The organism is Neisseria sp. DTU_2021_1001991_1_SI_NGA_ILE_055 (assembly GCF_032342915.1).
Classification (GTDB): Bacteria; Pseudomonadota; Gammaproteobacteria; order Burkholderiales; family Neisseriaceae; genus Neisseria.
In genome coordinates, this window is sequence record NZ_CP135440.1 from 2,072,921 (window position 1) to 2,097,066 (window position 24,146).

The 24,146-nt window shown below is 49.5% G+C and carries 40 protein-coding genes; 4 read left to right on the forward strand and 36 right to left on the reverse strand.

Annotated features, from left to right (window positions below; genetic code table 11):
• Positions 1–51 precede the first annotated feature (51 nt).
• The 35 genes from RRV97_RS09695 to RRV97_RS09865 all read right to left on the reverse strand — a co-directional run bounded on the left by RRV97_RS09695 (position 52) and on the right by RRV97_RS09865 (position 20,134).
• Positions 52–960 (reverse strand): Mu-like prophage major head subunit gpT family protein, encoded by a 909-nt coding sequence (locus RRV97_RS09695; RefSeq protein WP_315611407.1) that lies wholly within the window; start codon positions 958–960, stop codon positions 52–54.
• Positions 960–2,030, reverse strand: coding sequence for a phage protease (locus RRV97_RS09700; protein ID WP_315612260.1), 1,071 nt, complete (start codon positions 2,028–2,030; stop codon positions 960–962). The genes RRV97_RS09695 and RRV97_RS09700 overlap by 1 nt, the downstream gene beginning before the upstream one ends.
• Positions 2,031–2,260: 230 nt before the next feature.
• A complete protein-coding gene (locus RRV97_RS09705; protein WP_315611408.1) occupies positions 2,261–2,674 on the reverse strand; it encodes a phage virion morphogenesis protein in 414 nt (137 codons plus the stop codon).
• A gap of 109 nt (positions 2,675–2,783) precedes the next feature.
• Entirely contained in the window at positions 2,784–4,073 is a 1,290-nt protein-coding gene (locus tag RRV97_RS09710) for a phage minor head protein (RefSeq protein ID WP_315611409.1), read from the reverse strand.
• Complete coding sequence (locus tag RRV97_RS09715) at positions 4,060–5,616, reverse strand: DUF935 domain-containing protein (protein ID WP_315611410.1); 1,557 nt, start codon at positions 5,614–5,616, stop codon at positions 4,060–4,062. The genes RRV97_RS09710 and RRV97_RS09715 overlap by 14 nt, the downstream gene beginning before the upstream one ends.
• On the reverse strand, positions 5,616–7,256 hold the full coding sequence (gene terL / locus RRV97_RS09720) for a phage terminase large subunit (protein WP_315611411.1): 1,641 nt from the start codon (positions 7,254–7,256) through the stop codon (positions 5,616–5,618). The genes RRV97_RS09715 and terL overlap by 1 nt, the downstream gene beginning before the upstream one ends.
• A 4-nt stretch (positions 7,257–7,260) precedes the next feature.
• Positions 7,261–8,082 (reverse strand): DNA (cytosine-5-)-methyltransferase, encoded by an 822-nt coding sequence (locus tag RRV97_RS09725; protein ID WP_315611412.1) that lies wholly within the window; start codon positions 8,080–8,082, stop codon positions 7,261–7,263.
• Positions 8,075–8,581 carry a DUF1804 family protein gene (locus RRV97_RS09730; RefSeq protein ID WP_004520456.1) on the reverse strand — a complete coding sequence of 169 codons (507 nt, stop codon included), beginning with the start codon at positions 8,579–8,581 and terminating at the stop codon, positions 8,075–8,077. The genes RRV97_RS09725 and RRV97_RS09730 overlap by 8 nt, the downstream gene beginning before the upstream one ends.
• A gap of 2 nt (positions 8,582–8,583) precedes the next feature.
• A complete protein-coding gene (locus RRV97_RS09735) occupies positions 8,584–8,781 on the reverse strand; it encodes a hypothetical protein (protein WP_004520457.1) in 198 nt (65 codons plus the stop codon).
• Positions 8,778–9,044 (reverse strand): hypothetical protein, encoded by a 267-nt coding sequence (locus tag RRV97_RS09740; protein WP_004520458.1) that lies wholly within the window; start codon positions 9,042–9,044, stop codon positions 8,778–8,780. The genes RRV97_RS09735 and RRV97_RS09740 overlap by 4 nt, the downstream gene beginning before the upstream one ends.
• An 11-nt stretch (positions 9,045–9,055) precedes the next feature.
• Positions 9,056–9,385, reverse strand: a complete 330-nt coding sequence (locus RRV97_RS09745) for a hypothetical protein (RefSeq protein ID WP_070823971.1) — start codon at positions 9,383–9,385, stop codon at positions 9,056–9,058.
• Positions 9,382–9,699, reverse strand: a complete 318-nt coding sequence (locus RRV97_RS09750; protein WP_315611413.1) for a hypothetical protein — start codon at positions 9,697–9,699, stop codon at positions 9,382–9,384. The genes RRV97_RS09745 and RRV97_RS09750 overlap by 4 nt, the downstream gene beginning before the upstream one ends.
• Complete coding sequence (locus RRV97_RS09755; RefSeq protein ID WP_254321199.1) at positions 9,596–10,015, reverse strand: hypothetical protein; 420 nt, start codon at positions 10,013–10,015, stop codon at positions 9,596–9,598. Before RRV97_RS09755 ends, RRV97_RS09750 begins: the two co-directional genes overlap by 104 nt.
• The gene (locus RRV97_RS09760) at positions 9,987–10,223 is read right to left on the reverse strand and encodes a hypothetical protein (protein ID WP_049343846.1); all 237 of its coding nucleotides are present in this window, start codon (positions 10,221–10,223) and stop codon (positions 9,987–9,989) included. Before RRV97_RS09760 ends, RRV97_RS09755 begins: the two co-directional genes overlap by 29 nt.
• Before the next feature lie 168 nt (positions 10,224–10,391).
• Entirely contained in the window at positions 10,392–10,565 is a 174-nt protein-coding gene (locus tag RRV97_RS09765) for a hypothetical protein (RefSeq protein ID WP_002245587.1), read from the reverse strand.
• Positions 10,562–11,107: an N-acetylmuramoyl-L-alanine amidase gene (locus tag RRV97_RS09770; RefSeq protein ID WP_315611414.1), complete on the reverse strand. Its 546-nt coding sequence runs from the start codon at positions 11,105–11,107 to the stop codon at positions 10,562–10,564. The genes RRV97_RS09765 and RRV97_RS09770 overlap by 4 nt, the downstream gene beginning before the upstream one ends.
• Before the next feature lie 146 nt (positions 11,108–11,253).
• Positions 11,254–11,691, reverse strand: coding sequence for a Mor transcription activator family protein (locus tag RRV97_RS09775; RefSeq protein WP_315611415.1), 438 nt, complete (start codon positions 11,689–11,691; stop codon positions 11,254–11,256).
• 2 nt (positions 11,692–11,693) lie between these two features.
• The gene (locus RRV97_RS09780) at positions 11,694–12,098 is read right to left on the reverse strand and encodes a gp16 family protein (protein ID WP_315611416.1); all 405 of its coding nucleotides are present in this window, start codon (positions 12,096–12,098) and stop codon (positions 11,694–11,696) included.
• A 149-nt stretch (positions 12,099–12,247) separates the two neighbouring features.
• On the reverse strand, positions 12,248–12,844 hold the full coding sequence (locus tag RRV97_RS09785; RefSeq protein ID WP_315611417.1) for a hypothetical protein: 597 nt from the start codon (positions 12,842–12,844) through the stop codon (positions 12,248–12,250).
• Between the two features lie 14 nt (positions 12,845–12,858).
• Complete coding sequence (locus tag RRV97_RS09790) at positions 12,859–13,038, reverse strand: hypothetical protein (RefSeq protein ID WP_082815512.1); 180 nt, start codon at positions 13,036–13,038, stop codon at positions 12,859–12,861.
• A 118-nt stretch (positions 13,039–13,156) separates the two neighbouring features.
• Positions 13,157–13,366, reverse strand: a complete 210-nt coding sequence (locus RRV97_RS09795) for a hypothetical protein (RefSeq protein ID WP_315611418.1) — start codon at positions 13,364–13,366, stop codon at positions 13,157–13,159.
• A complete protein-coding gene (locus tag RRV97_RS09800; protein WP_315611419.1) occupies positions 13,363–13,548 on the reverse strand; it encodes a hypothetical protein in 186 nt (61 codons plus the stop codon). The genes RRV97_RS09795 and RRV97_RS09800 overlap by 4 nt, the downstream gene beginning before the upstream one ends.
• Entirely contained in the window at positions 13,548–14,069 is a 522-nt protein-coding gene (locus RRV97_RS09805; protein WP_315611420.1) for a host-nuclease inhibitor Gam family protein, read from the reverse strand. The genes RRV97_RS09800 and RRV97_RS09805 overlap by 1 nt, the downstream gene beginning before the upstream one ends.
• Positions 14,062–14,208 carry a hypothetical protein gene (locus RRV97_RS09810; protein WP_168162674.1) on the reverse strand — a complete coding sequence of 49 codons (147 nt, stop codon included), beginning with the start codon at positions 14,206–14,208 and terminating at the stop codon, positions 14,062–14,064. Before RRV97_RS09810 ends, RRV97_RS09805 begins: the two co-directional genes overlap by 8 nt.
• An 11-nt stretch (positions 14,209–14,219) precedes the next feature.
• The gene (locus RRV97_RS09815) at positions 14,220–14,420 is read right to left on the reverse strand and encodes a hypothetical protein (protein ID WP_315611421.1); all 201 of its coding nucleotides are present in this window, start codon (positions 14,418–14,420) and stop codon (positions 14,220–14,222) included.
• Positions 14,421–14,435: 15 nt separating this feature from the next.
• Entirely contained in the window at positions 14,436–14,681 is a 246-nt protein-coding gene (locus RRV97_RS09820; RefSeq protein ID WP_315611422.1) for a hypothetical protein, read from the reverse strand.
• Between the two features lies 1 nt (position 14,682).
• Positions 14,683–15,510 (reverse strand): hypothetical protein, encoded by an 828-nt coding sequence (locus RRV97_RS09825; RefSeq protein WP_315611423.1) that lies wholly within the window; start codon positions 15,508–15,510, stop codon positions 14,683–14,685.
• Positions 15,507–15,947: a hypothetical protein gene (locus tag RRV97_RS09830; RefSeq protein ID WP_315611424.1), complete on the reverse strand. Its 441-nt coding sequence runs from the start codon at positions 15,945–15,947 to the stop codon at positions 15,507–15,509. Before RRV97_RS09830 ends, RRV97_RS09825 begins: the two co-directional genes overlap by 4 nt.
• Entirely contained in the window at positions 15,947–16,114 is a 168-nt protein-coding gene (locus RRV97_RS09835; RefSeq protein ID WP_004520475.1) for a hypothetical protein, read from the reverse strand. Before RRV97_RS09835 ends, RRV97_RS09830 begins: the two co-directional genes overlap by 1 nt.
• 71 nt (positions 16,115–16,185) lie before the next feature.
• Complete coding sequence (locus RRV97_RS09840) at positions 16,186–16,308, reverse strand: hypothetical protein (RefSeq protein ID WP_256388733.1); 123 nt, start codon at positions 16,306–16,308, stop codon at positions 16,186–16,188.
• Entirely contained in the window at positions 16,305–16,463 is a 159-nt protein-coding gene (locus RRV97_RS09845; RefSeq protein ID WP_315611425.1) for a hypothetical protein, read from the reverse strand. The genes RRV97_RS09840 and RRV97_RS09845 overlap by 4 nt, the downstream gene beginning before the upstream one ends.
• Before the next feature lie 105 nt (positions 16,464–16,568).
• Positions 16,569–16,808 (reverse strand): hypothetical protein, encoded by a 240-nt coding sequence (locus tag RRV97_RS09850; RefSeq protein WP_049336928.1) that lies wholly within the window; start codon positions 16,806–16,808, stop codon positions 16,569–16,571.
• A 77-nt stretch (positions 16,809–16,885) separates the two neighbouring features.
• The gene (locus RRV97_RS09855) at positions 16,886–17,782 is read right to left on the reverse strand and encodes an AAA family ATPase (protein WP_315611426.1); all 897 of its coding nucleotides are present in this window, start codon (positions 17,780–17,782) and stop codon (positions 16,886–16,888) included.
• 17 nt (positions 17,783–17,799) lie between these two features.
• Positions 17,800–19,827: a Mu transposase C-terminal domain-containing protein gene (locus RRV97_RS09860; RefSeq protein ID WP_315611427.1), complete on the reverse strand. Its 2,028-nt coding sequence runs from the start codon at positions 19,825–19,827 to the stop codon at positions 17,800–17,802.
• Positions 19,828–19,870: 43 nt separating this feature from the next.
• A complete protein-coding gene (locus RRV97_RS09865) occupies positions 19,871–20,134 on the reverse strand; it encodes a helix-turn-helix domain-containing protein (protein ID WP_079453753.1) in 264 nt (87 codons plus the stop codon).
• Between the two features lie 202 nt (positions 20,135–20,336).
• Here RRV97_RS09865 and RRV97_RS09870 point away from each other — a divergent pair, with 202 nt between their 5' ends.
• The 3 genes from RRV97_RS09870 (at position 20,337) to RRV97_RS09880 (ending at position 22,182) form a co-directional block, all read left to right on the forward strand.
• Positions 20,337–21,050 (forward strand): helix-turn-helix transcriptional regulator, encoded by a 714-nt coding sequence (locus RRV97_RS09870; protein ID WP_315611428.1) that lies wholly within the window; start codon positions 20,337–20,339, stop codon positions 21,048–21,050.
• Between the two features lie 164 nt (positions 21,051–21,214).
• Entirely contained in the window at positions 21,215–21,511 is a 297-nt protein-coding gene (locus RRV97_RS09875) for a ComEA family DNA-binding protein (protein ID WP_315611429.1), read from the forward strand.
• Positions 21,512–21,687: 176 nt separating this feature from the next.
• Positions 21,688–22,182 carry a type IV pilin protein gene (locus RRV97_RS09880; RefSeq protein WP_315611430.1) on the forward strand — a complete coding sequence of 165 codons (495 nt, stop codon included), beginning with the start codon at positions 21,688–21,690 and terminating at the stop codon, positions 22,180–22,182.
• 745 nt (positions 22,183–22,927) lie between these two features.
• Here RRV97_RS09880 and RRV97_RS09885 read toward each other — a convergent pair.
• Positions 22,928–23,224 (reverse strand): hypothetical protein, encoded by a 297-nt coding sequence (locus tag RRV97_RS09885; RefSeq protein ID WP_315611431.1) that lies wholly within the window; start codon positions 23,222–23,224, stop codon positions 22,928–22,930.
• Between RRV97_RS09885 and pyrB the strand changes: the two genes are divergently transcribed.
• Entirely contained in the window at positions 23,223–24,143 is a 921-nt protein-coding gene (gene pyrB, locus RRV97_RS09890; RefSeq protein ID WP_188213381.1) for an aspartate carbamoyltransferase, read from the forward strand. The genes RRV97_RS09885 and pyrB overlap by 2 nt on opposite strands.
• The last annotated feature ends 3 nt before the right edge of the window (positions 24,144–24,146 follow it).

A 24,146-nucleotide genomic window follows, 5' to 3' on the forward strand; every position in this document is an offset into this window, starting at 1 on the left:
GTTTTAGACGGCCTTTAAACAGGATTTAAAGACCGCCTAAAGTTGATTGGTTTACAGGTGAACGGAAACGTGCAGTTTCAGACGGCCTTTGAAGGTATTGGTTGTGCCGTTGATTTTGTCGGCTTCCAACAATTCACGGGCGGCATCTTCCAACTCCGGCGGAACCACCAGCAGGCTCGGCTTAACATTCAAAACATAACCGCCGTCTGATTTGATGGTCTGCATACGCGCAACAACTTTTGCCAAATTTGCACGATTAAGAGCCGTCTTTTCCGCCATATGGGCCAATTGCCACAAACCATAACCGGCATTACAACGACGGCGTGAGCCATACAAATAGATGTCTTCCATAAACACCTTGTCGGATTTAGACGGGTCGAATTTCGTCTCAAATTCCGCGGCAGTGCGTTCTTGGAAAATAAAAGGCTTCAGCGTTTTCGTGTCGTCAATCACATACCAGGTTGGCGCAGTATTGTCGGTACCGGTAGTGATATTGGAAGCAGGCGTATTCGCACCGGTACCATCGGCATTTGCAAAAACCGGATGATCGGTGTCGAAGAAATACTGGCCGTCGTAACAAACGGTCGATTTACCTTTGGGCAAGAGGGGCCATACCAGCTCGTCGGCCAGCTCGGCGGCTGATTCGCCCATCGCCTTCATCATCGGGCGATACATACCGACCTGATCGTCTTCGATGTCGGTGCGTTCGACACCGACGGTTGCTTCAAACTTTTTATTGGCCAAGCTCATTGCCTGATTGCCCATTTTCTTAATCTGGCGTTGGCCTACCCATTCGCGCATTTTCGGGAACTTGCCGAGCCAGGCATAAGTATTCGTGGCAGTAGTGCTCGGAATAGTCATTGCGACCTGTTTATATGTCGTTGACACAGCATCCAAGCCATCTTGGAACTCTTTGCGGAATGCCGCAGTCAACGCCACCAAAATTGCAGCCTTATCCATTAATTACCTTCCTTTTTTGATTGATTAACCAGGGTATATTCCGCTTCGGTCATACCCAACATTTTTGCCGCATGTTTTTCCTCGGCAGTCAGTGCGGCAACATGCGTATGACTCGGGTCTTGACCACCTGTCTGCATACCGGTCAGTGCGGCGACCGGTTGTGCCGATTCGATAAAGCCGGTTAAAAATGCCAGACCATTGCTTTGCTTCAGTACGCCTTCGGCCCATTCCTTTTGGGCTGGCAACAATTTGCCGGCAGATAAGGCGGCCTGGATCAGATCCGCGCCTTTCTCCTGATCACGTTCCGCAGTCAACGCGGCAACCTGGCGTTGCAAATCTTGCACAACCTGAACCGGGGCATACTTTGTCAAATCAGGCTCAGGCGAATTAGCAGACAAAGCCGCAATCTTGCCGTCCTTCTCGGCCAATTGGGCAAATACGTCGGCAGACAAGGCAACATTTTCAGGTTTATCTTTTAACAGCGCGGTTAAGGCAGCCGTCAGTTCTTCTTCGGATGCCTCAGGCATACCGAACAGTTGTTGCAACAACTCATTCATCGGTTTTTTCTCCGTTTCCGGTTTTAAAAACTGCGCCGACGCTGCCGCCAGCACCTCGTCCATACCGTCTAACGCCGGATAGTTCGTCAGCGCGGCATGAAAAATTTTGCGTACATAACCTTTTGTGTCGTACGAGAACACAGCAGAGATATAACGGTATTCCTTTGCCGCAATCGCAGCCGCGGCCTTGTCTGTCCATTCCACATCGGCAAAAATACCTTTAGGGGTAAAAGACAGCCAAGTCATCCAACCGGCCGCAGGGGCGGGTTGGCCGTTTTTTTCCTTGTGTAATGTTTGGTGCTCGTAATCGACCACCAGTTGGTTGCGCGAAGCATTAGCCAAATCCACCACGTCACGGCCGTTCTCCTCGGTCAAATACCAAGCCGGCGCATCCGTCGGGCGACCGTCAATCGCACGAAACTCACCATACGGCAATAACTGAATACGGCCGTCATGTGGCTGCACCTCAAAGCTGCATGCAGCCAAGATCAACTTTTGTTTGTGTTTTGGCATATCTACTCCCTTCAATACCTCAATTTTCCGCCTTCCATAAAACCGCATGGAGAGTAGGTGCTTCAACCTGAATAACGTAAATATTCCCAGCAAGGCAACCAATAAAACAAAACCCCTTTAAAGACCCTTTAAAGCCACACACAGATAGCTTTAAATTCTCTTTATAGGGGTTTGCCTATCTAAGCACTTAAAACGCGTAAAATCGCGTTTTTGGCCGCCTTTGGAAATCTTTAAATCAAACTACTGAAATAATCCTGAACATCATCCATCAATGCTTGTTTGTCCGTATTGGTTAAAGCCAGAAACTCACGCTGCGGGATATGTACTTTCCGGTTGCGTCCGGCCATACCGCCAAAGTTATGGATGGCGGCATAAACCAAATTCGTACCGACCAATGCCGTATCGTTGTCCGAGAGCGTACTGAAGCTGTTGCGCAGCGCACCCGTGTCATTTAACGGCTTACCGTTTCGATACTTCAGCCCAAGCCAATTTGGACGGCCGCCGGCGCGAAAATTATCCCGCACGCCCTTGTGCATCGTTTCCGACAGTCGGCGCATCAGCAAGTAGCGGTTTTGTACGCCGTCCCCCAAACGTTCAAGCTGATTTTGAACCACGAACAGGTTGTCGATTTGAACTTCAATCATCTATAATCATCCCAAGACATCGGAAAAGCGGTGACAATCTCGATACCGCAGCCTTCCCATCAGGGAGACCGAGAGCGTGTGCAAGTGATTTCGAGCCTTGCCCGATGTCTTACTTCAACACCTCTTTCTTTTCCATCAGTTTTCTGATTTCTTTCTCATTGCTGATTCGGTACGACTGTAAATATATCTCTTCAACCTTATCGATATATTTCAAAACCGCCCATAAATATTCGCCGTTTTGACGGGTCGTAAAAACCAACTCCCTGCCATCCCTGACGATATGTTCCGGATTCCCTAAAAAATCAGGCAGGAACGCATAATAATCCGCTCCAAAATCCTGACCTTCACGGCTGTCCACCTGCTTAATCAATGTATCATCCGACAGCCATACGGTTGCCCGTTTAAGCCCGGCAACCTTCTGCACATCATCGGCCAATACGCCGGCGGCGAATTTTACCTGACGGGACAGCTTGTTGCGGATATCAATTTTCTCATCCTTTTTCGGTTTACCATCTATCTTCAAGCGGTCTTTCACTTCATAAAACTCACTCGAAAGCTGTTTAAAAACCGCTTTAAACTCAGCACCGCCCATTTCCGATTTCGCAAACTGATGCGCCAGTCCACGGTTGTATTGGTCTAAATCAGGCCGGTAGTTCATCCGGCCGGCATTATAATTAAAGCCCCTGTCGGTGGTATGTAGGCTGCCGTCAGGGGCTTTGTAAGCCATAGTCAGATAACTGTCGCCTTTCTTGTTGTACACCTTATGGGTCTCAACTAAGTTATGCTCGCCCGACTCGCTCAACACCTTACCATCGCGCTGCATATCGCGTTCGCTCAAGGCAATAACCGAACATCGGCAACGGTAGCCGTTGGGCGGGTAAAAAGTTGTCCAAAACGGATCATCATAACGGTATACCAAGCCGTCCATGGCCGCATGAGCAGGGCGGGTACGATGGTCGCCCACCGCGTCATACATCCAATAAGGGCGACTGTCGATATTGGCCATATAACCTTGATACTGTCCTGCACCGTAAGCCATCTGCATATTGGTGCGGTAGATGTTTTCCAAGCGGCGCGGCGCACCGAAGACTTCTCCGCTGCCCGGATCGATAATGACCTTGCCGTCATGGCCGTTCGGGTGCAACCAGCCTTTGTTTTGCAGGTGCTGTAAAATATCCTTAAGCCAATCATTATATGACTGGCCGTCCGATGCAGCCTTAACCATGCTCTGCTTAATATCGTTAAGCATATCCAAATCGGTCATACGCGCAATCGTGTACACCTTGGCTATTTCAGAGGCAGTCAAATTACGGTAGCTTTCCGCCGTTACCTGTTTGGTTTTCAGCCATTCGACAGCCTTTTCAGGAGCCAGTCCTAGGACAAAATTAATTTTTGACATTAGCCTGCCCCAGCAAATCACTCAAAAACAACGCATTACGCATATAAATTTCCAATTCGCGGTTGTCTAGTTCCGGATACAGGGCAGTCAATGCAGCATCAGCCTCTTCATAGCTGCCACAGGCAGCCAGCGCGGCCACAGCTTGGCGGATAATCGGGTTGAGCTGGGCATTAAAGTCGGGCTGTGCAAACGCTTCGTCTGACACCGCATCCAGTGTTGCCTGTTCGCGCGAGATTGCGCGTGTTTCAGACGGCCTTTGCGCCGACAACGCCGCCAAAGCCGTGCGGTTGATTGGATTATCCGTTACAACGCGAGACAACACTTTCTCCCCCTCGGCCGCTTCCGGAATTACCAACTTATCGCGCACCCAGCCCTCAGGGATTTGCACACCCACGTCCACCAATTTCGGCAAAGCCTCGGCAAACACAGCAATATCAGCCGCTTCTCGCGTATCAAACTCAAATCGCGGCGTACGGCTGGTGTCGCCGAAATTAACCTGTAAAAACGGCAGGATAATCTGCTGCGTAATGGTTTGCGCGATTTGTTTTGCATCCGACACCAGCAAATCTCGGCGCACCTCATTGTGGATCATCCCCAGCGCATTCGTGCTGGATTTACCATCGGCTCCGCTGGTGAGCGTTTGCCCCAAAATCAAGCGAGCAGCCGATTTCTCACACCAGTCCGCCATCTGCAAAAACGGATTACTGGTAGCAGTCGTACCATTGGCCACATTGTGCAACTCGATTTCCATTCCTTCGGGCATGATGCCTGCCGCGTTGTGGCCGATTTCCGCCACCGCGCGCAAGAGCGTGCGCTTTTCCTCCTTGGTCGCACCCGCGCCGTATTTGCCGATACGGATAGGCATACCGTAAAGCTCTAAAAACTCGGCAAAATCATGTATCGCATAATGCTTAAACATATACAGCCACGCCAGCGAGCGGAACAAACCGTTACGCGCTTGCTGAACGCTGCGTGACTTATGACTGTGGACGATCCAGCCCAAAGGCCACAACTGCGCACCCATCGGATTATCGGGCGTTTTTAACAACAGCTCGTCATCCTTACTCCATCGAAACCAGCCTTGAGGACGGTGAATAAAGTGATGCGGCAGATAAAGGCCGTCTGAAAACCTCCATTCGATCTCAAGCGCGGCAAAACCATGTCCGACAGCATCCATCAGATCAATCAACAAATCATCGAAACCGGCCAAGCCATCCATCATTTCAAAGACAGCCTCGGTCAATTTCTCTTCTTCCGCAGTAGCATTACGCGGCGGCGATACACGCCAGTCCAAAGTTAATAGAGCACGTTTTCGCGTCCCCATATTTGCACCGATATCGCTGTCGCGCTCTTCGATGTCGGCAAACAGCTCATGCTGCGCAGTAATATCGCCCGTTTCCGCCTCCTCAAAAAGGCTGCGCATTTTTTGAGGCGTAATAAAAGTCGACGGATGTTCCGCAATTACCCGGCCGGTAGCCGTCATCTGCGCCACATCGGTTTGCAGCTCCGCATCAGGACGTAGTTTTTTGTCTTTTTTAGCCATTATTTAGCCCACTTACTTCTAATATTATCGAAATCCGCATCGTCATCGAAATCCGCATCATCTTTAACACTCTGCCATTCTATTGGGGCAGAGTTTGCCACAGCACCTGCCCAAACCATCTGCACCGCGTCCGGGCCGTCATCGTGGTCTGCTTTAGGGAAATGCCGAAACTGCTGAATAAGGGCCTGTTGGCTGTCATGTAAAAGAATCAGCCCGTTAGCCATATGCGGTTGCAGCGTTTCGATACGCAGCAACTTATCCGTCAGAGGCTTGACTGCACGCGCAGGAACAGGAACACCACGGGCGGCACTGCGTTTCACCAATTCGTCTTTCAAAAATTCCTGAAACTGAACAGTCTCCACAAACCAAAGCTTGCACCGATATTTCATGTGCAGGCGGATGACATCCTCAATGATTAAATCGGGCAAACGCTTCTTGATTTGCGCCTCGACCACAAACAGCTTGCCGCTGCCGCGCTGATAGCCGCCGATAATAATCGCGCTGGGGTCGCGACTTGAGCCTGCCTTACCCAAAGACGGATCAAGCGCACCGAAGTAAATCAAATCATCCGGCAAACTCGTCCAAAACTGCATTGCATTGGCAAACGGCGCATCTTCGCCGCTGACCGGGTCGTTTTGGTATTCGCTGTCAAACGTCGCATGACCGTCACGGGCGCGGATTTTCATCAACGCCAACACGCCGCGAGCCGCCCAGCTTGTTTGCGCGCCGCGCTCCATCTCGTCTTTGTTGGCGAGATAAAACGCCTCGGCCACCGTCTCGCCGTCGTTTCGGAAAAGTTCCTCCCATCTGTCCCACAAATCCATGCGGTCGGGCCAGCGTTTCATCGCCTTAAACTTAATACCGTGCCAAAACGGGTTATTCAAAGTGCGGTTAAGTACGCTGTCGTAATGCAAAATCGTGCCGATATAAATCACATCGTATTTCTGACCGACACCGCCCAAAGGCAATACCGTTTTAGTCAGCCACGCATTGAGTTTGTCGCGCTGTTCCGGGTTGCGGACTTGCTCGTCATTCTCAATATCGTCCAAAACAGTTAAGTCAGGGCGGTATGGGCCGTGACGCAAACCGCGCAGCTTTTTACCGCTACCGGCCACTTGCACCTTAACGTCATTGGCCGTCACAATCGTACCGGCCTGCCATACACGGCCTTGTCCGCATACTTCCGGGAAGTCGGTTTTCAGACGCGGATTAAATTCCAATTCCGCCTTGATGGCTTCGAGCATTGGATATGCCTGGTCTATGCTGTCCATCACAATAACGGCATAATGTTTTTGGCCGGTCACGATACACCACAGCGTAAACAGCTGGGTAACCTGCGTCGATTTACCCTCGCCGCGCGGCGCGCCCACCGCCTCATTTTCCCCTTTTGGGGAGCGGATAATCTCCGGCAGACGGCTGAATAAAAACGCATGCAGTTCGGATTTCTCAGGCGAGCGGATATAATGGGGGAAGTAGGTGTTGACGAAATATTCGTAACCGCCTACCGGGTCAAATACCTTGGCACGGCGTGCAGTAATAGCCTTAGGCGACGTATCGAAGCCGTCCACTTCCGCTTCGATGACTTGGCGCAGGCTGGAGGCCAGTTCGGCAAGAGACTTGAGAAATTCTTTTGTTTTCATGCGTTTAAAACGTCTTAATCAATTTTTCGGCAATCCAGCGTGAGACCGGCGGACAGACGGCGTTTCCCGCAGCTTGAGCCTCCGCAATGTTGGCCTCATCCATTCCGAGGCAAAGCCCATCATCGTTAGACGCTCTTTGCCGCTCAACCATCGCACCCCGTCCGTTGGGCGTAACGAGAATATTTGCGCCTGAGCGGTCAATGGCTCCCTTGGAAATCCCTCTAAGCAAAGTACCATGTGGCTTTTGTAGCCCATACGTCTCAACCGCGCGAGGTAAGACTCCAATTGAGCCGGCGTCAGCCATAAACTCATAGGGGGGGTACTCTCCCAAGCCAGCGACCAAGAAAACCCGACGGCGTGCCGTGGGGACTCCGAAATATGCTGCATTAAGCACGCGCCAGTATCCCACATACCCGCATTCGGCAAGGGACTGGATGACTGTTTGAAAGTCTTCGCCATTGTTGCTATTGAGCAAACCCGTAACGTTTTCAAGGACAATCCAGCGGGGTTTAAGCTGGTCGACAATGCGCATTGCGTCATAAAATAAACCTGTTCTTTCCCCGGCAAGCCCTTTACGCTTACCGGCTATTGATACATCCTGACATGGGAATCCGCCAATAATCACATCTACCGGCCATAATTCTGACAATACCGTTCTGACATCCTCAAACTGTTTTGCGTGTGGGAAGCGGTCGGTCAAAACTGCACGGGGTACAGGATTAATCTCTACTTGCCAAGCAGTGTTAAAACCAGCCTGTTCAAATCCCAAATCAAACCCGCCAATACCTGCAAAAAGGCTTCCGACGGTAGGTTTTTGCTTATCCAAACTTCTTCTCCACTTCCGCCCCAAAAGGCTCCAATACCTCCACAAAGGCAGGCAAATGTTTGGGGTGTTTTTCTTGCACAAACGCCATCAAGAACTCAATCAATTCCAAAGCCGTCGCCAGTTTTGACGTTTCCGGCATCACGCGGGCATTGGCCGATACGGTTTTCGTAAACGCATCGGCCAGGCTGGCCAACAGCTTGGCGCGGTCGGACGGCGGCAAATCTTCGGTACTCGAATCCTGCAGCATCGTCATCGTGCTGTTGTACTGCACCATAAAACCGGCCAACATCGCACGGCTCAAGTCCTCAATACCGCCGCCGGCCAAAGTGTAGGCGGCGCGCATCTTATCCCAGTCGTCGCCTTTTTCCTTATCCGCACGTTTCCACGCACGCGCAGTGGCCTGTGGGATTTCGCACATCAAGGCCGCCGTTTCCAAAGTTTGCTCTCCGCTCACATAGAGCCGGCGTAACTTTTCACGGATTTCTTGCGGGTGAGCCATAATTAAAGTCCCATTTTCGCTTTAAGCAATTCCCAGCCGACCGTAATCACACCGCCGCCGATCGCGCCGAATGTAATGGCCGTGCGTTTCGTGTCTTGGCGGATTTGTGCAATTTCCGCCTGCATTTCCTTCTGATTTTTCAGAGTTTGATCAGTCTTGTTTTCAATACGCGCCAAGGCATCCAAAATCGGGTCGCTCATGATTTGTCCGCTTTCCTGTCCAGTTTTTCGTTTACTTTTTCCAACTTGTTTTCGATGCGTTCCAACGCCGCCGCAATATTAGTGCTGTCTGCCTTGGCGTCCGCCTTGGTGTGATAAGAGAGCTTGACTGCGTGCAGCTCCTCTTTAAGGTCGTCGATACGCTTGTCCGCCTCTTTCAGACGGCCTGAAATGCCGTTGACCCAAAACCAAAACGCCGCCGTTGCAATCGGCCACAGGGTTTTAAACCCAAATTCAAAGTCCATTTAAAACCCCTTTAAACCGGCACGTCGCCGAATACGATACGCACTGCATAGCCTTCGGGATGACGACTTGCCACCTCAACCTTTTGGCCGTCAAAAAAGACTGAGTAATATTTCCGCAAAATACCAATCACATCAGCAGGAGCGGTCGCGGAAAACTCCACACAAAAGGTCGTCTGAAAATCCTTATTCATCCGTACCGTATATTCAAATCCTGCCTTATCCAGCAGATTGGAAACATGAATGACAAACGGCTCTTGTTCGCGTGCGCGGCTCAATCCCAGCTCTAAATCCGCATGGCGGCAGGCGACCGTGCGTTGTACCAACTCACGATAAGTCGTCATCGCGCGCCCTCCGAACCGTCAACTTTCGCTTGACTGTTGACCCAGTCGCGCCACGCCTGATTTTGGTTTTCCAGCTCCGAAACATAGCCGCCAAACTCAGCGGCGTGTTCCAACAGCGTGGCCGTCTTGCCGTCTTTCGGCGGATTCGGGCGTACCGGCGCGACCATCAACGCGGCAGGCGGCATCGGCATGACCGCCTTTTCGACAACCTTAATTTCCGTAGCCGAGGGCGCGATTGTAGAGCTGCAGGCCGTGATGGCCAAAGCCGTCAATACAATTACCGCTTGCATTTTTACGGTCTTGAGTAAGGACATTTTCGATTTCCTTTTTATTTTCCGTTTTCAGACGGCTGACTTCCGCCTGTTTTTTCGCCAAAGCCATGCCGACGGCGTGCGCCTTGACTTCATATTTTTTCGCTTCCGCGCGTGCCTGTTCCAGTTCGCGAGCGTAGTTTTGAGCCGATAACAGCAGGGCTTGCGCCTTGTCTTTTTCCATCTTGTCGATGACCGCCTGCTGCTTCGCAAACGCCGATTTGTAGCCTTGATGGTGCGACACAGCCAAGCCCGTGCCGACAAGCGCGATGATGGCAATCGGTTGCCAGTTATTCGCCAGCAGTTTCACGAGATTCATTCTCGACCTCCTGACGTTTCACGCTGACCAGCGAGCGTGCCACCGCATAGCCGCCCACGATGCCCAAATAAACCGCCCAAACCTCTGCCGAAGGGTCGGGCAACATCACAAACTTAAACGTCCCAGCCGCACAGGCAACGTTTGCCCACAGCTTAGAGTGCGACACATTACCGGTAGCCGGGTTTTTAAAAATATCCAAAATACGCATTGCTATTCCATAGTTTTGGTTTGTAGGTGCCGTTGCAGCATTTCCCGATAATTGGCCAGTTCGCCTCCGCAAATTCAAACGCAGGCAAGTCTGCCCGTTCGCTTGCCTCACGGCTTTTGCGCGACCATAGCTCAATCATCTTTTCGTAAAACTCAACCTGTCCCATGATTAACGACGATTCTTGCGTTTACGCGCCGCACGTTTGGCAGCCGCCACGCCCGACTTGCCCAGGCGCATAGACGGATGTTGTTTTAAATAGCCAATACTGGCAGGCTTAATCTCAAATTCAGGCATCTGCGGTTTCAAGACAGACAGAGCCAAAGCAATCAAAGACTTTTTCATACCTTCGCCGCTCCCAATTCCAGCGCAATCGCGTCCGCAATCGCGCGGCAAATGCCCCATTTAGTAGATTTAAACAAGGCTAAATCCGCATCATTGCTGATAAAAAACGGCTCAAACACAATGCCGCCGGCCTGCGCATAAGCCAGGCGCGAATGCTGGCCTGCGTTATCCGGCTTAAAGCCGTCTTCGCCGCGCAGTTTCCAGCCGGTCGCCTTGGCAACAGCCTTGCTCAACACCTGACACCAGCGTTTGTTTTTGACGGTACTCAACGCCTCAATGCCAGTGGCCGTTTTGTTCGCCGCCGCGTTGGTGTGAAACTCAATCGCCACATCCGAGCCGCGAATCAGTTTGACCGCTTCGCGCAGCGGCATATTGCCTTTGCCCGTGCCGTCGGTTTTAACAGTCAAGCCGTAGTCATCGCGCAAGATAGATGCCACGATGTTGCGCATATCCTGCGCTAAGTCCGCCTCCCGGTCGGAGCCGTTGACCGCGCCCGGGTCGGTGTTACTGTGTCCGGCGGTTAAAGTTACAGTTTTGCCCATAAACATCTCCAAAAATCAAATCACAATTTATTTTCAAAACCTTATTTAACCTCTATCAATCAACCTAAAAGAACCGCACGCATTTCACCCCTATTCCCGACACCCAAAAAAAAAGCCCTGCACAATGCAGGGCAAATAGATCTCCGTCAGAACATACTAATTTGACGAGTTACCGGCTCGTAATGATTACGGATAATTGTATATCCCGTTCGCTCCGAGATTTGATACTTAGGGCAAAGCCTAGACATCGCCATCAGACGGCTGACCCCCTGATTTTCAGTCAAATCGCGGAACTCCATACAAAACTGCTCGTTCCTCAGTTCGCGCAACGCTTCCTCACACCGAGGCACATATAAATCCTCACCGCCAAACACCTTAAGCAACGCATGTGTTTTAGGTTCCCCGATGGCCGAAAACAAAATATTCAGCCGCTCCGTATCACGCCGGCCGCGCCCAAACTTAAAACGCGCCCCGCCAATGGCTTTAACCAACTCAATAGCAGCTTTAATACCAATCACATCAACAATCTCAATCATTGATTCAGGCAATAAATGCTGCACCCGACTCAAATCCGCATCCGCCATCGCTACACCTTTTTCTTCCGATTCTCATTGATTTGCAAGGCCGCTACCAGCTTATGCAGCTCCTTATCGTCCAAATACTCGACCTTATCCTTACCAAACATCCGTCGAGCCATCGCATGCGCGTAGTTCCAATGCAATCCGCCTTCCGCCAACAAGGCTTCCACCTTGCCCAACATCGCCTTAGCAGATGTACGCTGCAAATGGGGTTTCCCATGTGGATTCCCCTTAGCTTTAGGCGTAAACCCATGCTGGCGCAAATCCTCGACCACGCGTTCCAGCTCAGGGATACTGCACTCGGTGCAAGACCGCTTGCCCGTCACGCGCTCCAACACCGCACGATAGGTACCGTCGTCCAAGCCCAGCTCCTTTTGAGCAATCTTAATTTTCGCAATCAACGCCCGGCGCATTATCTCTCCAATACAACATATAGTATAAATTAGCGCATATTATACCAATAAAATACAATATGTAGTATTAAGTCGATGTTTTTTTTGCGAAACCGACAGACGCAAAAAAGGCCGTCTGAATAATTCAGACAGCCCAAATTTCAAAAACCTTAAGGTATCTTCCGCACAACTATCGCCACAGTACGGCCTTCAATACCAACAGTATAACGCTTACCATCAAAATCAACATCCCTGGTAGCCGCACCGGCGGAATTCTTATTCTCAGCCATCAAATCGATCAAAGTAGTAAACAGCTTTTTCCCCAATTCCGTTTCACCGAATTTGGTTGACCCATTAACCGACATTACCGTTTGCAAAGAGGCAAAGGCATTATTCATATTTTTCAGCAATCCCTCTTGACCGCTGATGTTTTGATATCCGACAGCCAAATTGCGCACCTTCTGTTGCTCATCCAATTCCAGACGGATAGTGCCGTAAGTCATGGCCATTTCCAACGTATAGCCGCAATCATTGGCAGTGAGCTTCTGATCAAGTATCGCAGGTGACGCCTTAGTAGCCCGCAATCCCTCATCCATATTCTTCAACAGTTGTTCTGCCGTCAAATCCAAAGCTTGGCCGCACAACACATACTTTGCCTGTTCTGCCGTCATTTCCTGCTTAGGTTGAGCCGGATGAGTTTCCGACTGCTGCTGCCCGCAAGCGGCTAAAGCCAGTCCTACCGCAATACCCATTAAATATTTTTTCATGACCAACCCCTTAATTAACGGCCGCAAATACGTTTTGATTTACTAATACTGCCGTCTTGGCATACAAACTTATCCCCCGCACAATGCGACACACCGCCTTTTTTACCCGAACAAGGCTGACGGCCCTTAGCTTGTACAGTTAAAGGCATCGACACCAAAGCCAAAGTGACGCAGGCAATTAATAGTTTCTTCATGATTTATCCTCATATGATATAGTCAAAATGTTGTTTGATTATACGCAGTATGACTATAAACTAAAAGGCCGTCTGAAACAGGTTTTAAACCCCATTTCAGACGGCCTTTAAATGCCTTTTAAAGCATTGCTTCTAATACCTCTTTCGACGGTATAACCACAACACCAAATAACGAGACCAGAAAGACTTTCAACCAAAATCCAGCAATCTCTTTAGCAGATTGATCGCCATTAAGAGACAAAGCAAATAGCGCCATAGCCGATATCCAAAAAGCAACGTTACACAAAATATCGATATTGTGGATGATTTCGATGACCCATTGCTTCATGATTCATCCTTTGACATACCTTGTATAGCCCCAATCTTTCCAAGCATATCAATAACATCTTGCACAGCAATCCAAGTTAATTGGGCAGGAGTGCCGCCATCTCGGATAAGGAGATCTCCATGAGGTACATAGCTAACTTTACCATTAGGCAAATCTTCAATTTCAATTACAATTTTCGCCATCACGCCAACTCCTGCTCAGTAGGCTCAATCACAAAATCCTCAAGCCCCGACACAATCTTAATTCCCAGCACTTGGCCGTCTGAAAAACGCTCTTTTTGATTCAGGATGGCGTCTTTGTCGATTTCCTTTTTAGTGCGGACAAACTCGGCAAAGGCGGATTTTTCCGAGAGCCACGCCAAGACGGCGGCCACGCCCGTTACCTTGACGGATGGCGGACGGATGCGCCATTTAATCAGGCCGGTGGTAAAGTCCACGGTTTTGGTTTTACCGTTTTCCGTCAGCTCGTCCTTATGTGCCTCGCAGTAGGCGGCCACACGTTCGGTCAGGCTCATGATTTCGGCACACATCGGCGCAGCTTTGGCGGCATATTCTTCTTCGATAACCGCTTTTTTGTCTCCGGCTTCGGTTTCCAGGCGTTTGACTTCGCGCTGCAAATCGCCGATTTTGCGGATAAACGCAGTAACTTCCGCTTTGTCTTGTGCCGCTTCGATAGCGGGCTGTTTGATTCGGGTTTTAGCCATTTGCTTTTTCCTCCAGTTTGTTGAGTAGTTGATATACTTCGCTTGCTTCAAATCCTTTAGTTTCAGCAAAACTGATAAAGGCATCCCAGTCCTGCTCTAAATATTCGTCCAATAGACGGTATTCGTGCGGTTCAATCATGATGTTTTCCTTTAATCTTGATCTGATAAGTCTCGTAAAATTTGACTTAAAAAATTCTCGTGGAGGGCTGTTTGCCTTTTTCTCAGATAGCCTGCTACAGCATGTCCGGCAAATATTGCAGGAGTTTTTTCACTATCGTCTCCCAATCCTTTGATTTCAAAATCAAATAAGCTTTTGGTACTATCTTTAATAGTAATAATGACTTTAGCCATTTTCTTTTTCCTTCCTTAATTTACCTTTCGTTCCGCATCTCTCAACTGTCTTGCCAGTTGCAATGCTTTTAAATTAGTGACAGCAGCCTTGATAAATCCTTCCGTATCTCGGGCGGCATCACTGCATACGCTGTCTAAAAATTCAATTGTCAACGCAGCCATCAGGTCAGGAGCTTGATACTCACCGTTTAGCTTGATTTCGGGCAACTCGACGCGACACTTCCCATTTTCCGAAATAATTTTAAAAACATACTCTTTCATTTCACTTACCTTTCTTGTTTAAAACATCTTTCACTTCCGCCATTTTCTGACGGCCTTTTTCTTTGTCCGGCGCGGGCTTCGCCAACATCGCCCTCGGTATCAACCGTGGCGGTAGGTTGCGGCGCAGTTCGGCGGGTTGCGGCCATGTTTCTGCCGCCTGCAACACCTTAAACCCCGTCTGAATCCGTATCGGGTCATACTTCGGCGAGACGATTTCCTTGGCTTCCTTCAGTTGCCGATACCAAATTTCTGCGACTACCGTCAGGTCTTGCGCTGCGGGGCGGTCGGGCAGATTGAGCGCGGCGAGCAATGCAAACCCTGAAGCGATTTCTCGTTTCGCCCAATCTTCTCCTGCCCATTCGCCCAAGGCTGCCACACCCTGCCGCAGCTTGGACGGCGCACCACCTTCGCCCCCTCTCCCTGTTGGAGAGGACTGGGGAGAGGGCACCCTCGAACCCTGCCACTGGCTGACAATCTCCAGCAAATAACCATGCGACTTTAAGGGCAGTTTCAGACGGCCTTGGTCGCGTGCGTTGACCGTCTCGTTAAAACCATGAATCCAAGCCTCGGTAGGAGCGGGGAAACAAACCCCGTCGCGTGCCGCCTCCTGTGCCTTAATCATCGGCATCAACTCGTTCAGCAGTTTCGCGGTACGCGCCCAAGAGAGCTGGGATTTCGCAGGACGGAACAAACCGATATACCGTATCGCCGCCTTGCCCAATTCCGCATCCATCTCCAACACAGCCTTTAATACCGCCGAAGCCTCTGCATCATTGATTAAGGCGTCCAGGCTATGCACCGCCCCGCAGTTCGGGCATTTCACGTTCATGACTCACTCTCCCATAATGTTCGACGTTCAATCGTCTTAACGGTCTTGACGACTTTCCGTTCCCATCTTCCGCAGTGGCGGCATTTGCGTGTTTGTTTATTGGCATAAATCCATTTATGATGCCATTCAGTTAATGCACACCCTCCGATACGTTCGTATTCGTCCCATTTAACTTCGGCAACCACCTCTGTTTCAGGGGTTTTAACAAAACAAAATGTCTCAACTTTTTCGGAGCCGTAATAAATCCTGCTGCCAATAAAGTCTCCAAGACCGTCTTCAATAAACCAGCCGATATACCAGCCGAACCCATCTTTAAACTTAACAATTCGCGGATAAGCTCCTGAAGCTTCGAGCAGTTTGGCTTTTTTCTTCAAAAATCGGAAAATATAGCCAATGTATTTAGGGTCTTTTTTAGGGTTGTATTGCTCAATGTCCATCACGCTTCCTCCCATAAAGTTATCGCCCGGGCCAAAGTTTCCGCCTCCGCCGTTTTCCACATCCCGTCCGGCGCACGCGCGGCAATCACAAAGCCTTCGCCGTCCTTTTTCATAATCATCAGCTCGCCACGGTCTTCGAGCCATTCGGTAATTTCTTTTTGATTCATTTCTTAAATCCTTTTAAATCAATATCTTATATTTTTAATAAGGCAAAAAAATATAGAGCGACATCAATGCCTTAATTGTCGTCATACCCGTCATGGCCTTCGCCGATCATGTGCAACACGACAATTCTGGCCAGCATTTCAAGCCAAATCCCCAGCAGCACCAACACCGCCAATCCGACAACAAACCAAATCATTTTTTCTCCTCCTTTTTCTCATCGGCAGGCCGTTTAAAACGCGCCTGATATTCCTCGATTTCACGCTCCCGGCTTTTTTGCGCTATTCGCGCCGTCGCACGCCTGCGGTGTTGTCCCCAAGCCTGCCAATCCGTATTACGTCGTCCGAAACTCATTTCACACATCCTTTCACAATCGCCTTATCGCCATATTTCGCGCGGATTTCCTTTACCGCCCGTGCCAAAGCTTCTTTTTTCGCCGCAGGGTTCAATAAAATTGGCTTATCGCTCATAAACAATCCCTTTCATTTTTTCTTCCGTACTCATAGATTCGTATTGCTCGCCCAAGGCTTGAGCCTCCAAATCCGCCATCCGCTCGCGACGCGACATTTCCAATTTCGCCGCCGACACCACCGGCTTAGAGCAGCTGTGCAGCATCGTTCCCGCCAAAACCGCCCAAAACAACAACCAAAAAGCCAAACCGATCCACTTGGTTTTCCGTTCGCAAAACAAATTAGACATTTTCCTATTTCCTTATAAATCAATTACTTAATATTTCCTTAAGGCAAAAAAATTATTGCGCACTCATTTCATATCCTTTAATGAATCAGCATCTCTTTAAACTGCTTAACCATCTCCGCATTTGCCGTTTCGCCCGCAATTTTCGCCATACGGCTTACACCATGCAGCATTTTGACCAATCGCCGGGTATTACCATTCGCAGCGACCACCAGCTCCGCAATCGTCTCATCGTCAGCCTCGGGCAGATTCTTGACCACAATCTCCGTCAACTCCTCATCACTCAGTTCCGTACCCAAATCAAGCTTGAAACCGATACGGCTGTATAGCTGCTTGAATTCACCGCGCTTGCCGCGCAGATTTACCAACAAACGCGGCATACCCACCAAAGCCAGGCCGACCTCCGCCTTATCATGAATACGTCGCAGACACTCAAGCGCACGGTAAGGCAGGCTTTCCGCCTCGTCGACAGCAATCAGACGGCCGGAATCAGTCAACTTGTCCACAATAGATTCCATCACATCATTCAAATTGCCCTTACTGTCGCAGCCCAGCTTCTCAGCCACACGTTTAAGCAACACCTTTGCCGTAAAAGTCGGATCAGCCTCAATCAACACCACGTCCGGATTACGCACCGCATAGTCACGCAACGCGCTAGTCTTACCCAAACCGGCCTGACCGATTACCACCACAGCCTGGCCATCCGCATGGGCTAGTCTCAAAATATCCGCCACACGCTTGCCGCTTTTCGTACGCACATAATCAATGTTCAGCTTACGCTCATTGCGGCGGTTTTCCTCCAGCGTTAAAAACGCCTCCAATTTACGTTCCAACTTCGCCACATCACCCGTATATTTACCGCGCAGATAAGCACTGATAACCGCGCTGGTCATACCGATAGCCTTGCCGACTGCCACTTGGGAGTAGCCGGAAGCCTCTAAAAACTGACTCAAACGTACTTGCAAATTCATTTTCATTTTCATACTCCTATTGATTAATCTTCCAAATCACTTTCAAACATCACATACTTCTTCGTTTCAGGTTCCGCCTTGGCAGCCTGTACAACCTCATAATCCGCCTCAATAACCATCCCATTGCCGACCAAAAGGCCGTAATCAGGCTGATGTTCAAGCGCAGGTTTAAGCTCCGCCTTAGCCAGCGCAATCTTGTCCTCATGCCGTTTGACAGCATTCTTGACACGTTCCGCCTTAAGCTGCTCAATCCGCGTTACCGGCATACCCGGCACCTTATTCCCCTCGAATCGGGCCTTACAGATGAAAGAACCGTCCATCCGCTTCACAATGACCTCGCTCGCATCATGCAGGTCATAACCCACACGGACACTTTCCCCGTGAAACTCAGCCAGCTCCATACTGAAATAACTGTTGCCGAACAGGCTGATTAAGCCGCGCGAAGCCGTCCGCTCAACCTCGGGCCGGTACATCAGCTCCAGCTCCGTATGACTCAAAGGCGTATTCGTCATCTGCTCCTCCGACAACCTCATCTCACGATAAGCCGCAGGTGTCGCAAATTCCGCTCCGGCGACCTTTTTCAGCTCCGAGTGCAGATGATTCAAGTTGTAATCATTAAAAGCGTTTTCCAAATCCCTTAAAAATTGTGCAAAAGACGGCAACTTCTTACGGTACCGCAACTGCTCTTCCGACAAATCCTTGCCTTGGCGTTCCGCATGTATCGCACTGTTCAACTTCCTGATATTCAACGTTTTCACAGAAGAATCAGCCGAATCGCCCACAAAAGTCTCATAAGTGCGTGCCAAAGGTATCGTTACCGTTTGCCACAACCGCTCAATAATGCCCCGACCCTGCGGATTCCCCGGCAAACCGGTCGGATGCTCAATCCCAAGCCGGGTCAAAATCCCCGTTACCTCATCGTCCAACATCTTGCCCGTAGGGCCCGAGCCATTGTCCGTGTAGTACATAAGGGGCGGTTCATTGTGCGTCATCGCATTCCTCAAAGCGTCCGCATGCGCAACCGTCGATTCCGCAAGCGACACCGTCCAGCCGACCACAAAACGGGTCGAAGCATCGATAATCGCCGTAATCTCAGGCTGGAAGGGAGCGCCGTGTATCGGATGGGCCACTTTCGCCTTAAAACCGTGGCCGTCTCCGACCCAAATCGTATTCGGCGCAAACATCAGCCAATCACGGCTGACATAAGGCATAATCGCCTTATAGGCAGCACCGGTATCACGTCCGCGGCGTTTCAGCACCTCAGGCAGCTTCTTATGTACATAAGCAACCTGACCCTCGCTGGGCACCGCATCGGCACCATGTTTCATCGCATATCGGTGGGCAAAAACCCGGTAACACCGTTTAAGGCTCGGCTTATTAGGGTCTGCCCACACGCTCAACCATGCCGGCAGCCACTCAATCGCCATCAAACTGCGTTCCTCATGCGGTTTTTTAGGTGCCAGAGCCACCAAAACCGCACTGCCGCGTTCGACACCTTCCAATTCCTTCACCCAATTTATTAAAGACCGCCAGCTGATACCGCGCTTACCGTTGCTTCTAGCATTAGCAATCGGCACATACCGCATCAACTGCTCGGGCAAAAGCCCCATTTTGATTTGATTCTCAACATACACCGCGGCAGCCCTTAAGCTCATTCCCGCGGTATCGCGCATTTTGCAAACCTCCGCCACAAACACCGCCCGCGCATGGCTTACATCCTGCTGTTTATCGTTCAACCTCCCCGCCAACTCATTGATTGGCAGCCCCAACTGCAACATCTTCTGCCGTTGCACCTTCGTCGTACTGGGTAAAGGCGGAGGGTCAGACTTAGCCAGTATCTCGTCAGCCTGCCGTTTCATGATTTCCGCTCGGATTTCGGCGGGAAGGGAAGCGATCAAGTATTTTTTCAGACGGCCTCCACGCGCTTTGCCAACTTCTTCGATGTACGGCCAGTCCTGCGTTTTGGCACGATATCTAATGCTTTCTAGGTTCTTGGGAAGACAGGGCAAACTTAAATTTTTCAGCTCCTCTAAGGATATGGTGTTGCTCATTTACTGCTCCTGATATAAACTTTTGTTTACTCTTTTGAGTAAGTTAAACCTGTTTGGGATAACGGCTAGGCCAAATCTCTTGAGGTGGAATGCCGAGAAAGTCTGAAATAATCCGTTCGCCTTTTGGATATTTAAATTGCAACGCGCTTTTTAATGTATTCGCGCTTAACCCGGATTCGATTGATAGTGCAGTAATTGTTTTCCCGCGTTTACGAACTGCTGCCACAATTTCCGCACGATGCCAATCTTGTTTTTGTCTTTCCGCATCTTCAATTTTTACCATTAATCTTTCTTTTAGGGTTTCCATACACATTCCTTTTGGGTTTGTTTGCTAAGTCATTTGACTTAGTGAAACGAATAATACTAACTAAAAGGATAGTTGTAAACCCTTTTGGTTAGTTAATTTACAAACAAATGGCGATTATTTTATAAACTTTTGTTTTTGATTAAGATTATTTCTAACCAAAAGGGAAGGTTTTTTGGTTAGTCTTTTTGTTAGAGAGAAACACATGACTTTTAAAAGCAGACTTCAGCTTTTATGGCCGGATTCGACATTGGAGGATATAGCCTCCAAGATAGATATGTCCTACATGGGACTGAATAAGGTATTTGCTAAAGATGGTTTGCCAAAGGCTGAAACACTTATAAAAATTCAAGAAGTTACCGGCTGTGATTTAAACTGGTTACTGACCGGCAAAGGTTTGCCGTTTGCTGACAAATCAAGACCGGAAAACGTTGGAGCCTTCCCGGTATCCAATACCGGCTCGGGCGCGGTAGATACCTTGGGCAATCCGGTTGATCTGCGTGAGTTTGTCTTTATCCCGCGATACAGCGTGGAAGCGGCGGCAGGGCATGGACAAGCGGTGAATGATGAAAAACCATTATTCTGCATGGCTTTCCGGAGATACTGGATAGAAAACTACGTTACCCGGCAGACAGACAAGCTCTCCGTAATCGCCGTCAAAGGCGATTCAATGGAAGGCATCCTGAACCACGGCGACAACATCCTAATCAACCACGCCGAAACCGAGCCGCGCGACGGCCTGTACGTCCTACGCATAGGAAACGACCTTTTCGTCAAACGCGTGCAACGTATACCGGGCAAGCTATTGGTAACATCAGCCAACCCACATTACGCCCCCTTTGAAATAGACCTAAGCCATACAGACGACGACATTGCCATCGTCGGTCGCGTCGAATGGTTCGGCCGTACCGTAAACTGATTTAAAACCTATTTAAACCTGTTCATTTTTCGATAGCTTTTGTGCAAAAGTTGTCACAAATCCTGCTATTTCTGTGCAGAAGTTATTTTTCCGTTTTCAATGAAAAAATCGGTGGAAATCCTTATATCAAAAGAATTTCCACCGATTTTTGTTCCTATCTATTTGTGCAAAAACTAACAGTCCCCCACATTGGTGTAGTTGCCGCCGTTTGTACGGCGTTCTCTTTGGCTGCCGTGAACGTCAATACGGCCTCTTCTGCGGAACTGGAGGCATTGCCGGGTATCGGCCCGGCTAAGGCGAAGGCGATTGTGGAATACCGTCAGAAGAACGGTGCGTTCAAATCGGTGGAGGAGCTGAAAAACGTGAAGGGCATCGGTGATGCGGTGCTGAACAAGTTGAAGGCGGAGGCGACGGTTTCTTCTGCCGCGCCTAAGGCCGCCCAACCTGCCGTGAAAAAATAAGCCGGACTCTGCCTGTATGCCGCCCTGCGGCCGAACCGTTTGCCGGTTGGGCCCCGGGGCGGCTTTGTTTGGGGCGGGAATAAAGCTTGAACCAGTGGGGGCTTTACATTGGGTTAAGGGACAAACGGATAGCCTCTTGTTGGATGGGGGATATAAAAGATAAAGGGAATAAAGATATGTACTTAAAAGCATTTGACGGAAAACGGAATGGAGCAACTGTGCAGAGGGGGTATTCTTTGGTACAGCTGTTGGTGGTGATGCTGCTGGTTTCGATCTTGGCGATGACGGCCTTTACGGCCTATCGGGAATCGGTCCGCTCGGCCAACCTGCGTGCGGCGCATGCCGCGCTGCTGGAAAATGCGCGCTTTATGGAGCAGTTCTACGCGAAAAAGGGCAGCTTTAAGCTGACGTCGACGAAGTGGCCGGAATTGCCGGTGAAGGAGGCGGGCGGTTTCTGTATCAGGATGAGCGGTCAGGCTAAGGGGATTCTGGAGGGTAAGTTTACCTTGAAGGCGGTGGCGCTGGACAGGGAGGCGGAGCCGAGGGTGCTGCGCTTGAACGAGTCGTTGACGGCGGTGGTGTGCGGGAAGATGAAGGGGAAGGGCAGTTGTACGGACGGCGAGGAGATATTTAGGGGTAATGATGCGGAGTGTAAGCCTTTTATGGGGTAACAATAGGGTGGAATGGATAAAGGAGAAGAAAAAGGACGTGCGCGGGCACGTCTTTTGGTAGGGCTGATCTCAACCTCGAGTACAGCATTATTGTCTTAATCCGTTTTATTATTTTGACGAACTGAATATTTCAAATCCAGTACCTTATGTTGACACTGCAACCAGCCATCGGAAGGTAATGCCCTGGTCAGAACTATTGGGAATTAACTGTAAACGGAGTGGAAAAGTTTAAAAGTAGAGAAAGCGGTAGTTTAAGTTATTGATGCAACATTATTCAGACGGCCCGAGCGGTCATGGGTAAGGACAATAAAAGATAAAGGCTGCAGACAAATTACACCAAGCAAAGATAGCATTGTCTGCAGGGTAAAAAGCTGGTTGATACAGCAAACATATATCTGTATCTATTTTGAAAGGCTATATTGAGAAACTGCACATCACTCCGTCAATGTCTACGAGATAAGGTATGGCAGAATGCTCGATCAAAGGCTACGGCAGCAAAACAGATAGCACATAGAAAAACATCAGCTACAGACCTACATTATCGCAAAGCCCTTTGCAACAACTCATTGACGGAAACGCAAATCAAACACAACCGAATATTTGTTGAAAAACCCGTTATGTAGTTGAACAAAGCTTTGTTACGTTTTACTGTAAATCAGGCTGTGAACCTAATTTGCTTTAGGCAACATGGGTGTGCAACGCTATTCGAAAGCGATATGTTTGAATCGTTGAAGTGGTTAACAGCTTACTTGCGCTTGTTTGCTCCTACAAGATGCGAGTATTGGGAAGATAAAAGGAAACCGTCAAATCCCTGTGTTTGAATTTTGGCTGTTGAGGATGAAGGATTTTTTGCAAAGGTATCAGGCCGTCTGAAAATTTGATAGAAGCAGTCGTCTGTTAAATATGCGATAATGCGGAAGATTTCATGGGTGTGGTAGAAACATGGTTGAAACTGTCCGGTTGGAATCATGCCGGACAACGATGGAATCGGTTTGCTTGAAACGCCCGCTTTGCGGGTTTTTTTATGGGAAGGAATGGTCATGCCTAATCCGCTTTATCGGCAACATATTATTTCAATTTCAGATTTGACGACGGAGCAGCTCGAATTGCTGCTTCAGACGGCCTTGAAGTTGAAAAAGCAGCCTCGTGAAGATTTGCTTGAAGGCAAGTTGATTGGTTCGTGCTTTTTTGAACCGTCCACCCGTACGCGTTTGTCTTTTGAAACGGCGGTACAGCGTTTGGGTGGGAAAGTTATCGGTTTTTCCGATGGCGCGAATACCAGTGCGAAAAAGGGTGAAACGCTTGCGGATACTGCGAGGATTATTTCCAGCTATACGGATGCGATTATTCAGCGACACCCGAAAGACGGTGCGGCCCGTGTGGCGGCCGAGTTTTCGAGCGTGCCCGTGATTAATGCCGGCGATGGTACCAACCAACATCCGAGTCAGACGCTTTTGGACTTGGTCACGATTTATGAAACGCAGGGCAGTTTGAGCAATTTGAAGATTGCGATGGCCGGTGATTTAAAATATGGCCGTACGGTACATTCATTATGTCAGGCGCTGAAACGTTGGGGTTGTGAATTTGCGTTTGTTTCCCCTCCCAGCTTGGCGATGCCGGACTATATCACTGAAGAGCTGGAAGAGGCCGGTTGCCCTTATCAAATTTTGCCCGGCTTGGAAGAAGCGGTCGAATGGGCGGATATTTTGTACATGACCCGCGTTCAGCGCGAACGTTTTGATGAGCAGGAATTTGCCAAAATCCAGGGTAAATTCAATCTTGATGCGTCAATGTTGGCAAATGCCAAACTTAATTTGCGCGTCTTGCATCCTTTACCGAGGGTAGATGAAATTCATCCGAATGTGGATAAAACACCTCATGCCTATTATTTTGAACAGGCAACCAACGGTGTGTATGCACGGATGGCAATTTTGTCTTTGGTATTGAACGAAGAAGTTTAAGGA